Raw genomic sequence first — 13,763 nt, 5'->3', positions numbered from 1 at the left:
ACAGCGAAGGAACGGGGATGTTGCCGTCGATGAACGGGCCGCAAATCAAGCATCTTGCGCTGATCGGAAACTTTCTGCCGCGCAAGTGCGGGCTGGCCACCTATACGACGGACACCTACCACGCGCTGAAGCAGCGGTTTCCGCAGCTTGCCGTCGACGTCTATGCGATGGACGACCATCCCGGGCGCTATGACTATCCGTCCGCGGTGACGCGCGCGATCCCGCAGCACGACCGCGCCGCCTATGTCGATGCCGCCCGCGCGATCGAGGCGAGCGGCGCGCAGGCGCTGTGGATCCAGCACGAATATGGCATCTATGGCGGCGCGGCGGGCGAGTTCCTGCTGGCGCTGACCGACCGGCTGTCGATTCCCGTGATCACCACGCTGCACACCGTGCTCGAGCGCCCGAGCGCCGACGAGCGCCGGGTGATGGAAGCGCTGCTGCGCCGTTCAGAGCGCGTGATCGTCATGGCCGAGAAGGGCCGAGACATCCTGAAGCGCGTGCACGGGACCGATGACAAGAAGATCGTCATGATTCCGCACGGTGTGCCCGATCGCGCCTTTGCCGATCCCGACGCGCTCAAGCCCAGCTTTGGCTGGGAGGGCCGCGAAGTCATCCTGACCTTTGGCCTGCTGGCGCCGAACAAGGGGCTGGAGACAGTGATCTCCGCGCTGCCGGAGGTGGTCGCGAACCATCCGCGCGCGCTGTATGTGATCTTGGGCGCGACGCATCCCAATCTGTTGGCGCATGAGGGCGAGGCCTATCGCGACCGGCTGAAGGCGCTCGCCGAGGAAAAGGGCGTGGCCGAGCATGTCCAGTTCATCGACGCCTTCGTCGAGCATGACGAGCTGATCGACTATCTTCAGACCGCCGATCTCTACGTCACACCCTATACCAATCCCGCGCAGATCACGTCGGGCACGCTGTCCTACGCCGTGGGCGTCGGCAAGCCGGTGATCTCCACCCCCTATGTCCACGCGACCGAGATCCTGGACCAGGATCACGGCGTGCTGGTCGACTTCGGCGACAGCGCCGCCTTCGCGCGCGAGATCGGTCGGCTGCTCACCGACAACCAGGCCCGCCACGACCTCGCCGCACGCGCCTATGCCCGCGGCCGCACGATGATCTGGCCGCGGCTGGCCGAGACCGCGCTGGGGGAGTTGAACGCCATGTTAGGAAAGGCCCCGCGCCAGCTTGGCCGCGCAACGACGGAGCTGGCGCCGCTCAAGCCTGACCTCGCCGCCGTCGAGCGGATGAGCGATTCGACCGGCATGCTCCAGCATTCGATCTATTCGGTGCCCGATCGGCGCCACGGCTATTGCATCGACGACAATGCCCGCGCGCTGATCCTGATGTCGAAGATCGACGACGTGGACGAGTCGGTGCGCGACAAGTGGACCAGCATCTACGCGTCGTTCGTGCAATATGCCTGGAATCCGGACGCGCGCCGTTTCCGCAACTTCATGAATTTCGACCGTACCTGGTGCGAGGATGTGGGGTCGGAGGATTCCAATGGCCGCGCGATCTGGGCGCTGGGCGTCACTGCCCGCGATGCGCGTGCGCAGAAGCACCGCGACTGGGCGTCGATGCTGTTCGACACCACCGCTGCGATCGCGCTGGAATTGCAGGCGCCGCGTGCGCACGCATTTGCCATGCTGGGCGCCGCGGCGATGATGGAGGCCCACCCCGGCCATTCGCTGTCGCGCGACATCCTCACCCGTTATGGCGAGGAGCTGATCGCACTGCTCGACCAGGCTCGGCGCCCCGAGTGGAAGTGGTTCGAGATCGTGCTGGCCTATGACAATGCGCGGCTTCCCGAGGCATTGCTGCGCGCGGGCAAGGTGCTGGGGCGCCAGGACTTCATCAATGTCGGCCTGGAAACGCTCGATTGGATCGTCGGCCGCCAGACCTCGCCCGAGGGCCGCTTCCGCGCTGTCGGCAGCGAGAGCTTTGGCCGGCCCTATGCCGAGCCGCTCCAGTTCGACCAGCAGCCGCTGGAAGCGCAGGCGACGGTGGACGCATGCGTCGCCGCGCATGAGGCGAGTGGCGACGAGCGCTGGATGGCAGAGGCGATGAAGGCCTATCGCTGGTATCTGGGCGCCAACGACCTGGAGCTGCCGCTGGCGACGGCGCAGGATGGCGGCTGTTTCGACGGGCTGATGCCCACCGGGCTTAACCGCAATCAGGGTGCGGAATCGATCCTGGCGCTTCAGCTGGCCAATTGCGCGATTTCTGCCCTTGGAAAACAAGCGGAAAACGTGCCAACAACCCGGCGGACTGCCGTCGCGTAATCCCGCGGCGTCGGTTGCGTACTAGTCCCCGGGGGGTCAATGTTGGATTTGTTCAACCACTCGCTGCGTCTGCGTGCCGATCCGTCGCGCGTGGTGGTCCGCCCGTTTCACATCGCCTGGCAGTCGAGCAATGGCGCGCCTAGCCGCACCGAGCGGCTGGTGCGCGAAGTGCTGGCCATGTCGCCGGGGGAAGCGCGCGCGCAGCTTGAGCTGGTGCTGAAGGATTTCGAGGCGCGGCATTGGCAGACGCGGCGCGTGTTCATGACGCGCTACGACCAGATCGAGGCGCTGTTGAAGCTTGATGGCAGCCAGATCAGCGATGAGAAGCGTCAGCTGATCGGCGCCTATTTCTGCCACGAATACAGCTATGCCGCCGCCGCGCTGATGAACCCCAGCGCGGTGCCGCATTACGACCAGTCGGGCATGCCCGCTGGCAGCATGCGCATCCTGATGTCGCTGCGCTCGGTAGGGGAGGGGCACATCTCCTCCGTCGCCTTCCGCGAAGGCATCATCACCGAAGACAATGAGATGATGCTCGCGCCCGAGCCGCCCTTTGCCACGGCAGCCGACGCGCAGGGCGAGGACGAGATGCGCGTGCCCGAAGGTCCGGTCACCGTCTATCGCCACCGCGATTCCACGCTGTCGGGCACGGTGATCTTCCCGATCACCCGGGCCCAGTCCAAGGGGCTGGAGGATCTGCGCATCTGCCACTTCCACCATGAGGATGGCAGCGAGGAGTGGATCGGCACCTACACCGCCTATAACGGGTCGGAGATCCAGTCCGAACTGATGCGCACCCGCGACTTCCGCGCCTTCGACCTGGTGCCGATGACCGGCAGCGCCGCGCGCAACAAGGGCATGGCGCTGTTCCCGCGCAAGGTGAACGGCCGCTACATGATGATCGGGCGGCAGGACGGCGAGAACATCTTCCTCCATGCCTCCGACGACCTCACCCATTGGGAGGGCGGCGAGCTGTTGATGACGCCCCAATACCCCTGGGAGCTGGTGCAGATGGGCAATTGCGGCCCGCCCATCGAGCTGGACGAGGGCTGGCTGATGCTGACCCACGGCGTCGGCGCGATGCGCAAATATTCGATCGCCGCTGCGCTGCTCGACAAGAACGATCCGTCGAGGGTGCTGGCACGCTCGCGCGAGCCGCTGCTCGCCGCCGCCGATCAGGACCGCGAGGGTTATGTGCCTAACGTGGTCTATACCTGCGGCGCGATCCGCCATGGCGACAAGCTGTTCATCCCGTACGGCGTGGCCGACAGCTCGGTCGCGTTCGCGTTTGTGGGTATCCGCTCGCTGCTGGAGAACATGGCCTGAGGGTGGGCGGCACCGAGGGAGCAACCTAGGCATACCTCCCTGGTCACCCCGGCCTTGAGCCGGGGTCCCGCTTCTGCTGGCGGGCAGAAGAAGAAGCGGGATCCCGGCTCAAGGCCGGGATGACGCAAAAGTTAGCACCGAACGCCGTTTCCTGTAGCCGAACCGGCACCCGCGGCTGTTCCCCGGCGAAGGCCGGGGCCCAGCTGCCATGCCGTGGCGACGGCGGGCTGCCGTCTCAAGCTTCATTGCAGCTGGGCCCCGGCCTTCGCCGGGGAACACGTGATGCTACCACTGCTCCGGCCGGAGACCGCGTTTCGTTCGCTTCAGCGCGCACCCTCCCTTGCAATGATGCTACCATCGTTCCGCCCTTAACCGCGTTTCGCTCGCCCCGGCGCTCGCCCGCACTTGCAATCGCGGGCCGCTCCCCATAGCTTGTTGGTGCGGGCCGGGCCCCTCTGGCGCTCGTCTTTGGACGAACGTGATGTCGGACCGCATCGGGTTAGCTCGATGCAGGCCTATGCTTTGCCAGTGTCTTCATCGCTGACCCGATCGATTCAATTTCGATTGGAGAGAGGCAGTGAACCCTTTTACCTACAACCTGATCCGCCTGCACGGGCAGCTCGACGAGCAGATTCGCCGCGAGCTGAAGCAGCGTATGCCCGATGGCTTCAAGCTGCTGCGGCTCAAGAAGCTGCGGCTGCGCATCAAGGACCGGCTGCACGCACGCATGCCGCAGATCCAGCCGGCATAACCCCCATCTTTTGACACAACGCTCCCGGCGCGGCCGCACGCCGTGACACGGGAGCCATGTCCGCAGGAACTATCATGACAGCAATTGCAACTTTGGCGCTGGGCCTGGGCCTGTTCGCCGCCGAGCCCGTCGCCCCCGCCACGCATTCCGTGGTTATCGACCACCCCTCGGGCCGCGTCGATGCGCGCTATGGCGGCTCGATCGTCGTCGAGCACAAGCAGGTCGGCGCGGTGGCGCCGCCGGGACGTGCCGGCACGCTGCGCTGCGCCTGGACCGCCCGCCTCTCGGTGGACCGAGTCGCGACGACGGCTTCGGCGGGTTCGGCTTCGCGCAGCTTCGTCACCAAGCCGGTGCTGAACGGCAGCCGGCCGGGCTGGTGCAACCGCACCGCCATTGATCAGGAGGTCGCCGCGCGCCTGCCCGACACCGGCGTGCATCTGGCCGATGCGGCGCGTGCGGACCAGCCGGTGCTGCGCGCCGAGGTCGACCGGCTCCACGGGCCGGCATGATCCGCGGATCGCCGCGCCCAGCTTCTTAAGGCTGGGCGGGGCGGAATGCTTACCGCGCCTTGCGGCGGGTATAGGCGTAGAGCAGCGCGGTGATGGCGAGGAAGGCCAGCGTGCCGCCTGCCAGCGCGTAGGACGCAAAGTCCGGGCCGGCCACCGCCAGCGGCGCGTCGCTGCCCGTCTGGTACACGATGGCTGCGTAGAGGACGCCGAACAGGCTGTCGCCGACGATCATGCCGGTCGCCATCAGCACGCCCATGCGCTTGACGAATTCGGGATCGCGCGCGCGGTCGGCGGCGCGGTCGTAGAACCAGCCGATGACCGATCCCAGCACCACCGTCAGCGTGATGCCCATCGGCAGGTAGATGCCCAGGCCCACGGCGAGCGGGGGCAGGCGGAAGCGCGTGCCGCTGCGCGCCAGCACTTCGTCGACCAGGATCACGCCCACGCCGATCAGCGCGCCGATGCCGATCATGTCCCAGCGCAGATCGCCGCCCAGCACGCCCTTGGCCAGGCTGGAGATCAGCGCCGCCTGTGGCGCGGGAAGCGCGTCGGCGCTGGCACCCGCGACGCCGGCAAAGCCGAACGAGGCGTTGAGCACGCTCAAGACCGGCGGGATCACCAGGCTGCCGAACACCACGCCCAGCACCAGCGCGACCTGCTGCTTCCACGGCGTCGCGCCGATCAGCTGGCCGGTCTTGAGGTCCTGGAGGTTGTCGTTGGAAATGGTGGCGACGCCGAACACGATGCCGGTGACGATCAGCGCATAGGCGATCAGCGCCTGGGTGGTGCCCGGATCGATGTCGCGCCCGAACATGGCGACCAGCAGCAGCGAGGATGCGACGATCGACAGGATGCCGATTCCCGAAACCGGGCTGTTCGACGCGCCGATCAGGCCGGCCATGTATCCGCACACCGATGCGATCACGAGGCCGAACACCAGCACGAACAGCAGCGATCCCGCGATCAGCGGCACCGCCGACCCGGCGAGCGGTCCCCCGGCAAGCACGTCCCAGAGCAGCCAGGCGATCGGCACCAGCACGGCGACGCTCACCAGCGCGATCAAGCCGATCGGCAGGTCGCGCTCGGTGACTGCGACCGCTGCGCCGCCGCGCGCGGCACGCGACGCGGCGAGCGAGGAGCGGATGCCGCCGATCACCGGGCCGATGATCTTGAGCAGCGTCCAGATCGCGGCGACGCCGATCGTGCCTGCGCCCAGGAAGCGCACGTCGCTGCGGAATACCGCATTGGCGACTTCCTCGGGCGTGCCGGGCATGCCTGCGCTGAGAAGCGGCAGCGCGATCCACCAGCCGATCACCACGCCCGCCAGGATGGCGAGGCCGACGGTCAGGCCGATCAGGTGACCCGCACCGATCAGCGCGAACTGAAGCCCACCGATGATCCCGGTGGCGCCGGTCCCCGCCTTGAAGAAGGCCGCCCCTTCTTCGGCGGCCAGGCGCATGCGGGTGAGCACGCCGAAGCCGGCGGCGGCGAGCGCGTTGACCAGGATGACCTTGAGCCCCTTGGCGCTTTCCTCGCCACCCTCGCGACTGGCGGCACCGACCTTGAGCACTTCGGCGGCGGCGCGGCCTTCGGGATAGGGGAGTTCGGGCGAGTCCATGATCAGCGCGCGGCGCAGCGGCACCGAGAACATCACGCCCAATATGCCGCCGGTCATGGTGATCGCGGCAGTGGTCACATAGGGGAAGCCGGTCCACCAGCCGATCATCACGAGGCCCGGCAACACGAAGATGATCGCTGCCAGTGTCCCCGCCGCGCTCGCCACGGTCTGGACGATGTTGTTCTCGTAGATGGTGGAATTGGGGAAGAAGCGCAGGATCGCCATCGAGATCACCGCGGCGGGGATCGACGTGGCGAAGGTCAGCCCGATCTTGAGGCCAAGATACACATTGGCGGCCGTGAACAGCAGCGTGATCGCCCCGCCCAGCAGCACGCCGCGCAGCGTGAGTTCAAGCGGCGCACGCGCCCCGGATACCGTCGCCAAATCTCATGCTCCCCGCCAAATCAAGTGCGGTTATGCCCCGCTTCTCAGCCCCTGAACAGCCCGCCCAGCACCCCGCGTACCAGCCGGGCGCCGAGCGATTGCGAACGCCGCCCGCGTCCGCCCAGCACCTCGCGGCCAAGCTCGTTGGCGACCTGGCGCCCCAGCGACGACGCGGCGGCACGCCCGGACGAATTCGCCATCTGCCCCCAGGGCGAAGTCGCCTGCGCGCGCTGCGTGGCGATGCGGGTGCGCTCGGTCTCCTTGGCGATGCGCGCATTCTCCTTGTCGATGCGCGCCTGAGTCTTGAGCGTCTCTTCGTGCGTCTCCGCTTCGCGCGCGGCGGCGGCCGCTTCGTCGGCCTTGGCCTTCAGCACCTCCTCGGCAGACTCGCGGTCGATCGCCACGTCGTACCGGTCGCCCACGGCGTCGGTGTCGATCAGCACGCGGCGTTCCTCGGGCGTGACCGGCCCGACCCGAGAGCCGGGCACGCGCACCAGCGTACGCTCCACGGGTGCCGGCGACCCATCGGCCTGGAGCAGCGACACCAAAGCTTCGCCGACTTTCAGCTCGGTGATCGCCGCGGCGACATCGAGGTTCGGGTTGGGGCGAAACGTCTCCGCCGCGGCGCGCACCGCCTTTGCGTCCTTGGGCGTGAAGGCGCGCAGCGCGTGCTGGATGCGGTTGCCCAGCTGTCCGGCCACGTCCTCGGGAATGTCGAGCGGGTTCTGCGTCACGAAATACACGCCGACGCCCTTCGATCGGATCAGCCGCACGACCTGTTCGATCTTGTCGAGCAGCGCCTTGGGCGCGTCGTCGAACAGCAGGTGCGCTTCGTCGAAGAAGAACACCAGGCTCGGCTTCTCGGGATCGCCGATCTCCGGCAGCGTCTCGAAAAGCTCGGACAGCAGCCATAGCAGGAAGCTGGCATACAGCCGCGGCGACGCCATCAGCTTGTCGGCGGCGAGGATGTTGACCACCCCGCGGCCATCCGCATCGGTGCGCAGCAGCTCGGATATGTCGAGCGCGGGCTCGCCGAAGAACTTGTCGCCGCCCTGGGTGCGCAATTGCAGCAGCTGGCGCTGGATCGCGCCAACGCTCGCCTTGCCGACATTGCCGAACTGCGTGCTCAACTCGCCCGAGCGTTCGGCGCAGTGCGCCAGCATCGCCTGAAGATCGTCGAGGTCGAGGAGCAGCAGCCCCTCCTGGTCGGCGACATGGAAGGCGACGGTGAGCACGCCTTCCTGCGTCTCGTTCAGCCCCATCAGCCGCGGGAGCAACAGCGGCCCCATCTCCGACACGGTGGTGCGCACCGGATGGCCCTGTTCGCCGAACAGGTCCCAATATTGCACTGGCACGGCGCCATAGCGCCACGCGGTGTCGCCGATCGCCTGCGCGCGCTGCGCAAAGACGGTGTGGGACTTGGCAGTGGGGGAGCCGGACATGCCGAGCCCAGCAAGGTCGCCCTTCACGTCCGAGACGAACACCGGAACGCCCGCGGCGGAGAAGCCCTCGGCCAGGCTTTGCAGCGTCACCGTTTTGCCGGTGCCGGTCGCGCCCGCGATCAGGCCGTGGCGGTTGGCGCGGTGGAGAAGAAGCGATTGGCGCGCACCCTGGGTGCTCGCGCCGATAAAGATGTCGGTCATTGCCACCCTCTAGCAGGATGACGGAGGAATAGCGCAGGCGGCGGCCGGGTTACCAGCCGCCGCCGCGCAATGGATCAGCGGCGCGGGTCGATATTGACCCCGACGAACGCCGAATTGCCGCGCACATTGACGTAGAGCAGCACCTGGCTGCGGCCTGCGCTGCGTGCAGCCTGCACCGCGCGCGTGATGTCGGCGGCCGATGCCACCGGCGTGGAATTCACGCGGGTGATCACGGTGCCACGACGCAGCCCCTTGGTGGCCGCGTCGCTGTTGGGATCGACACCCAGCACCACGACACCGCGGGTGCCCTGATCGACGCCCAGCGACCGCGCGATCTGCGGCGTCAGCGGCTGGACTGCGAGGCCCAGCGGCGCGGCGGCGGAGTCAGGGGCGGTCGGCGCACCTTCCTCCGCGTCCGGATCGAAGCCGCGGCCGGAAATGGCGGCCATTTCCTCGTCCGACGGACGCGTCCCGACCGTTGCGGTCAGCTGCTGGCGCCGGCCATCGCGCAGGACGTCCAGCGTAACGCGCGTGCCGGGCTTCTGCCGAGCGATGATATAGGTCAGCGTCTGCTCGGGCGTGATCTCCTGCCCGTTAATCGCGGTGACGATGTCGCCCGGGCGCAGGCCTGCGCGCTCACCGGGCTGGCCCGGCTCGACGCGGCCGACGATCTCGCCCTTGCCCTTGTTGGTGCCCAGCGCGCCGGCGATGTCGTCGGTCACCGGCTGGATCTGGATGCCCAAATAGCCGCGCGTGACGGTTTCGCCGCGCATCAGCGTATCGACGATCGGCTTTGCCTGCTCAGCAGGGATCGCGAAGCCGATGCCGACATTGCCGCCGGTGGGCGACAGGATCTGCGAGTTGATGCCGATCACATTGCCCTGAAGGTCGAACATCGGGCCGCCCGAATTGCCCCGGTTGATCGAGGCATCGGTCTGAATGAAGCGGTCATAGGGGCCCTGGCCGACGCGGTTCACCGCCGAGACGATGCCGGCCGACACGGTGCCCGAAAGGCCGAACGGATTGCCGATCGCGACCACCCAGTCACCCACGCGCGTCTGGCGCGAGTCACCGAAGTGCACGAACGGGAAGGTCGCGCCCTGGATCTTCAGCACCGCGAGATCCGAAGCCGGATCGCGGCCCACCAGCTTGGCGGTGAATTCGCGGCGGTCGGCCAGCGTCACCGTGATCGATTCGACCGTGGCGCCCTGGGTACCGGCCGAGACGACGTGGTTGTTGGTGACGATGTAGCCATCGGCGGAGATCAGGAAGCCTGAACCCAGCGACTGTGCTTCCTGGGTGCGCGCGCCCCCACCGCTGCGCGGGCTGCCGAAGAACTGCTCGAACGGCGTGCCCTGGAACGGGTTCTGCTGCTGCACGGTGATGCGTTGCGTGGTCGAGATGTTGACCACTGCCGGCTGAAGCCGCGCGACCATGTCGGCAAAGCTCATCGGTGCGCCACCGCGCGGCGCGGAAGCCTGGATTGCCCCGGGCTCGTTCTGCGCCGTTTGCGCGCCGGCTGGGTGCTCGAGAGTCAGGACGGCGGCGGCGCCGCTCAGCGCAAGGGCAGTGGTAATAGCGTATGCGTAACGCACGTGCGGTAATCCTCTCAAAGGATGAAAAAGCGTTCCGGACAGACTCTCGCGCCGCAATGCTGAACGGCGTTTGAATGTGAACGAACGGACAGGCTCATCGTTGCCCCATGAACTCACGTAGGTAGCTGTTCTGCGGGGACAAGATGATCTGGGTGTCACCCTTGCCCTCGCCCTGCGCCAGGAACGTATTCCGATAGGACTGCATGGCGCGGTAGAAGTCGTAGAAGGCAGGGTCCTTGTTGAACGCCTGGGCATAGACTTGCGCGGCCTGGGCCCCGGCGGTGGCGCGGATGATCTGCGCTTCCTTCAGGCCCTGTGCCTTGATCGTCGCGGCTTCCTGCCGGCGCGAGGTTGCCATGCGTTCCAGTGCGCTGTTGAGCGGCGAGCCGTCGGGCAACTCGGTCTGCTTGATGCGCACGTCGACGATCTGGACGCCATACTGGCTGGCCAGGCGCTGTAGCGAGGCCTGGATATTGTCCATGACTTCGCCGCGCTCCGGGCTGAGCAGCGTTTCCGAACGGCGCGTGCCCAGTTCGTTGCGCAGCGACGAGCGCAGCAGCGGCTGAAGCTGTTCGCGCACGCGGTCCTCGTTGCCCACCGTCACGACCATGCGCAGCGGGTCGACGACGCGGAAGCGGGCATAGGCGTCGATTTCAAGCCGCAGCTGATCGGTCGAGAGCACCGGTTCGTTGGGCAGCTCCACGTCGAGCACGCGCTTGTCGACCCACACCACCCGGTCCACGAACGGGATGCGGAAGAACGGCCCGGCCTGGGTGCGGCCATATTGCTCGCCGCTCTTGTACGCGTTGATGGTGCGCAGCGGCTGTTCCAGGCGCAGCACGACGACCTGCTTGGTTTCCGGCACGATCGCGACCGTGCTCAGCACCAGGAACAAGACGGCGAGCGCCAGGATCGCCAGCGCGATCGGATTGCGCATCCAGGCCCGGTTCACTTGGCGGCTCCCGTCTGCGGTTCGGCCTGGGGCGCGACCTGCTGGGCGCTGCCGCCACCGCCGCGCATGGTGGGCAGCGGCAGGTACGGCGTCACGCCGGGCGCTTCCACGATCGTCTTGTTGGTACGGGCCAGAACCTGCTCCATGGTCTCATAATACATGCGCCGGCGCGTCACTTCGGGCGCCAGCTTATATTGTTCATAGATCTTGTCGAACTCGGCCGCTTCGCCCTGTGCCGCTGCGATGATCTGCTGGGCATAGGCGTTGGCGTTGTTCTTGTTGGTCTGCGCTTCCTGCTGCGCGGCGGTGACTTGCTTGAAGTCCTCGTCCACGGCCTGCGGAGCGGCAGCCTTCTGGATCGCCACGCCCTGGATGCGGATACCCGAATTATATTCGTCCAGGATCTGCTGGATCATCACCTGCACCTGACCTTCGATCCGCGCACGGCCTTCGCCGATCGCGTCATTGAGGCTGGTGGTGGCAATCACCGCGCGCATCGCGCTTTCCGCCGTCGCGCGCACCGTGTCGGTCGGCTTGGCGATCTGGAACACGTAATCCGACGCGCTGCGAATGTCCCAGCGCACTGAATAGGCCAGGTCGACGATGTTCTGATCACCGGTCAGCATCAGGTTTTCGCCGCTGGTCGGGAAATTCTCGGTCCGGATGTTGGCCACGTCGACGGTCTCGACCATCTGCAACGGCGCCGGCAGCGTCAGCCGTACGCCAGGGGTCAGCGTGCCGGCATAGCTGCCGAGCGACGTCACCACGCCGCGCTCACGCGGTCCGATCGGATGGATGCTGGTGTACAGTACCCAGATGGCCAGCAGCGCGCCGATCACCATCAGCCACAACCGGCTTCCGGTCGGCATGCCGGGCAGATTCCTGCCGCCGCCGCCGCGCGCACGCTTGAGCAAATCCTCCAGCGAGTTGCCGCCGGGCTTGGGCCGGCGTCCCTCGGGCGGGACGGACCAGGGATTGCGCGGGCCGTTGCCGCCACCGTTGCCGCTGCCATTTCCGGAGCCGCCATTGCCGCTGCCGCCGCCATTGCCCCAGGGGCCGCGGGGAGCCTCGTTCTTCCAAATGGCGGGAAGCGCGCGCCAGCGCAGTAAGTTCACCATGCAACCTTTATAAGGACCCGACCGCGGATTTACAGTGGCGCCGCGCGAATGTGCGCTTATGTCGCCGCCCATGACCACCGCAGCAGAAATCCAGGCGCTGCTCGCGCCGCTGGCCGCCGGCCGCGCCACCGCGCGCTTCGACAATGGCCGTGCCGACATCGTCCTCGACGTGACCGGCCTCGCGCCAGCGACGCGCGATGCGCTGGAAGCCGATGTCCGCGCCGCTGCGGCGTCGGTGTCGGGCGTCACCGAGGTGCGCGTGCTCCAGACAAGCGAACGCCGCGTGCGCCGGCTGATCGCGGTGGCGAGCGGCAAGGGCGGGGTGGGCAAGTCCACCGTCGCCGCCAACCTTGCCATCGCGCTGGCGAAGCGCGGCCGCCGCGTCGGCCTAGTCGATGCCGACATCTACGGCCCGTCGCAGCCCAAATTGCTCTCGGTGGAGGGTATCCGCCCCGAAGCGCGCGACAAGACGATGATCCCGATCCCCACGCGCTTCGGCGTGCCGATGCTCTCGATGGGCGGGCTGGTGGCCGAGGGGCAGGCGGTTGCCTGGCGCGGGCCGATGGCGGGCAGCGCGCTTACCCAGATGGTCGACGCCGACTGGGGCGATGCCGAGGTCCTGATCCTCGATCTGCCGCCCGGCACCGGCGACGTGCAGCTGACCATGATCCAGAAGCACAAGCCCGCAGGCGCAGTCATCGTCTCCACGCCGCAGGACCTGGCGCTGATCGACGCCACCCGCGCGATCGACTTGTTCACCAAGGTGGGCGTGCCGGTGATCGGCCTGATCGAGAACATGTCGGGCTATGCCTGCCCGCAGTGCGGCGAAGTCTCGCATCCCTTCGGCGAGGGCGGGGCGGAGCGTGCGGCGGAAAAGATGCGCCTGCCGTTCCTGGGCCGCGTTCCGCTGGAAATGGCGATCCGCCAAGCCTCCGACGCGGGGGAACCCCCTGCCGCAGGGAACGGGCCACAGGCGGAGACGTTCGCCGCTCTGGCAGCCAGGCTGGACGAATGGCTCGCCGCATAAGGAGCTGAGCCCATGCCGTTGACCCGCGATGAAGATATCCGCCAATTGCTGGAGGAAACCCGCACCATCGCGATGATCGGCGCGTCCGACCGGCCAGATCGGCCGAGCTATGGCGTGATGGCCTATCTCCAGAGCCGCGGCTACCGCGTGATCCCGGTCAACCCGCAGATCACTGGCGAGCACATCCACGGCGAATTCGTCTTCCGCGAGCTGTCGCAGATCGGCGAACCCATCGACATGGTCGACATCTTCCGCCGCCCCCAGGCCGCCGGCGAAGCGGTAGACGAAGCCATCGCCGCGGGCGCCAAGTCGGTCTGGCTCCAGATCGGCGTGATCAACGAAGAAGCCGCCGCCCGCGCCGAGGCCGCCGGGCTGAAGGTGGTGATGGACCGCTGCCCCAAGATCGACATTCCGCGCCTGGGCGTGGCGAAGGTCGAACCCTAATCCCTTCGTCACCCCGGGCTCGACCGGGGTGACGCTTCTTCTTCTTCGAAGCTCGGGCGGGAAAGAAGGAAGAAGCGGGACCCCGGCTCAAGGCCGGGGTGACGG

Annotated in this window: 11 protein-coding genes; 6 read left to right on the top strand and 5 right to left on the bottom strand. The window is 67.3% G+C overall.

Annotated elements, in window-relative coordinates; genetic code table 11:
- The first annotated feature begins 17 nt into the window (after positions 1–17).
- The 4 genes from LQ953_RS03905 (at position 18) to LQ953_RS03890 (ending at position 4,877) form a co-directional block, all read left to right on the top strand.
- Positions 18–2,291 (top strand): glycosyltransferase family 4 protein, encoded by a 2,274-nt coding sequence (locus LQ953_RS03905; RefSeq protein WP_231029364.1) that lies wholly within the window; start codon positions 18–20, stop codon positions 2,289–2,291.
- Positions 2,292–2,330: 39 nt separating this feature from the next.
- Complete coding sequence (locus LQ953_RS03900; protein ID WP_231029363.1) at positions 2,331–3,617, top strand: glycoside hydrolase family 130 protein; 1,287 nt, start codon at positions 2,331–2,333, stop codon at positions 3,615–3,617.
- 577 nt (positions 3,618–4,194) lie between these two features.
- Positions 4,195–4,368, top strand: coding sequence for a DUF465 domain-containing protein (locus LQ953_RS03895; protein ID WP_231029362.1), 174 nt, complete (start codon positions 4,195–4,197; stop codon positions 4,366–4,368).
- A gap of 74 nt (positions 4,369–4,442) precedes the next feature.
- Positions 4,443–4,877 carry a hypothetical protein gene (locus tag LQ953_RS03890; protein ID WP_231029361.1) on the top strand — a complete coding sequence of 145 codons (435 nt, stop codon included), beginning with the start codon at positions 4,443–4,445 and terminating at the stop codon, positions 4,875–4,877.
- A 49-nt stretch (positions 4,878–4,926) separates the two neighbouring features.
- Here LQ953_RS03890 and LQ953_RS03885 read toward each other — a convergent pair whose 3' ends face one another.
- From LQ953_RS03885 to hflK, 5 genes are all read right to left on the bottom strand, one after another.
- Positions 4,927–6,879: an OPT family oligopeptide transporter gene (locus tag LQ953_RS03885; RefSeq protein WP_231029360.1), complete on the bottom strand. Its 1,953-nt coding sequence runs from the start codon at positions 6,877–6,879 to the stop codon at positions 4,927–4,929.
- Positions 6,880–6,923: 44 nt separating this feature from the next.
- Positions 6,924–8,522, bottom strand: a complete 1,599-nt coding sequence (locus tag LQ953_RS03880; protein ID WP_231029359.1) for a helicase HerA-like domain-containing protein — start codon at positions 8,520–8,522, stop codon at positions 6,924–6,926.
- Positions 8,523–8,596: 74 nt separating this feature from the next.
- The gene (locus LQ953_RS03875) at positions 8,597–10,117 is read right to left on the bottom strand and encodes a Do family serine endopeptidase (protein WP_231029358.1); all 1,521 of its coding nucleotides are present in this window, start codon (positions 10,115–10,117) and stop codon (positions 8,597–8,599) included.
- 94 nt (positions 10,118–10,211) lie between these two features.
- A complete protein-coding gene (hflC, locus tag LQ953_RS03870; protein ID WP_269141306.1) occupies positions 10,212–11,054 on the bottom strand; it encodes a protease modulator HflC in 843 nt (280 codons plus the stop codon).
- 11 nt (positions 11,055–11,065) lie between these two features.
- A complete protein-coding gene (gene hflK, locus LQ953_RS03865) occupies positions 11,066–12,187 on the bottom strand; it encodes a protease modulator HflK (RefSeq protein WP_231029356.1) in 1,122 nt (373 codons plus the stop codon).
- A gap of 70 nt (positions 12,188–12,257) precedes the next feature.
- Between hflK and LQ953_RS03860 the strand changes: the two genes are divergently transcribed.
- On the top strand, positions 12,258–13,214 hold the full coding sequence (locus LQ953_RS03860; protein WP_231029355.1) for an Mrp/NBP35 family ATP-binding protein: 957 nt from the start codon (positions 12,258–12,260) through the stop codon (positions 13,212–13,214).
- Positions 13,215–13,226: 12 nt separating this feature from the next.
- Entirely contained in the window at positions 13,227–13,658 is a 432-nt protein-coding gene (locus tag LQ953_RS03855; RefSeq protein WP_231029354.1) for a CoA-binding protein, read from the top strand.
- Positions 13,659–13,763 lie beyond the last annotated feature (105 nt).

Origin of the sequence: Sphingomonas sp. IC-56 (assembly GCF_021043375.1) — a bacterium.
GTDB lineage: Bacteria > Pseudomonadota > Alphaproteobacteria > Sphingomonadales > Sphingomonadaceae > Sphingomonas.
This window is presented reverse-complemented; position numbering and strand designations above follow the sequence as displayed.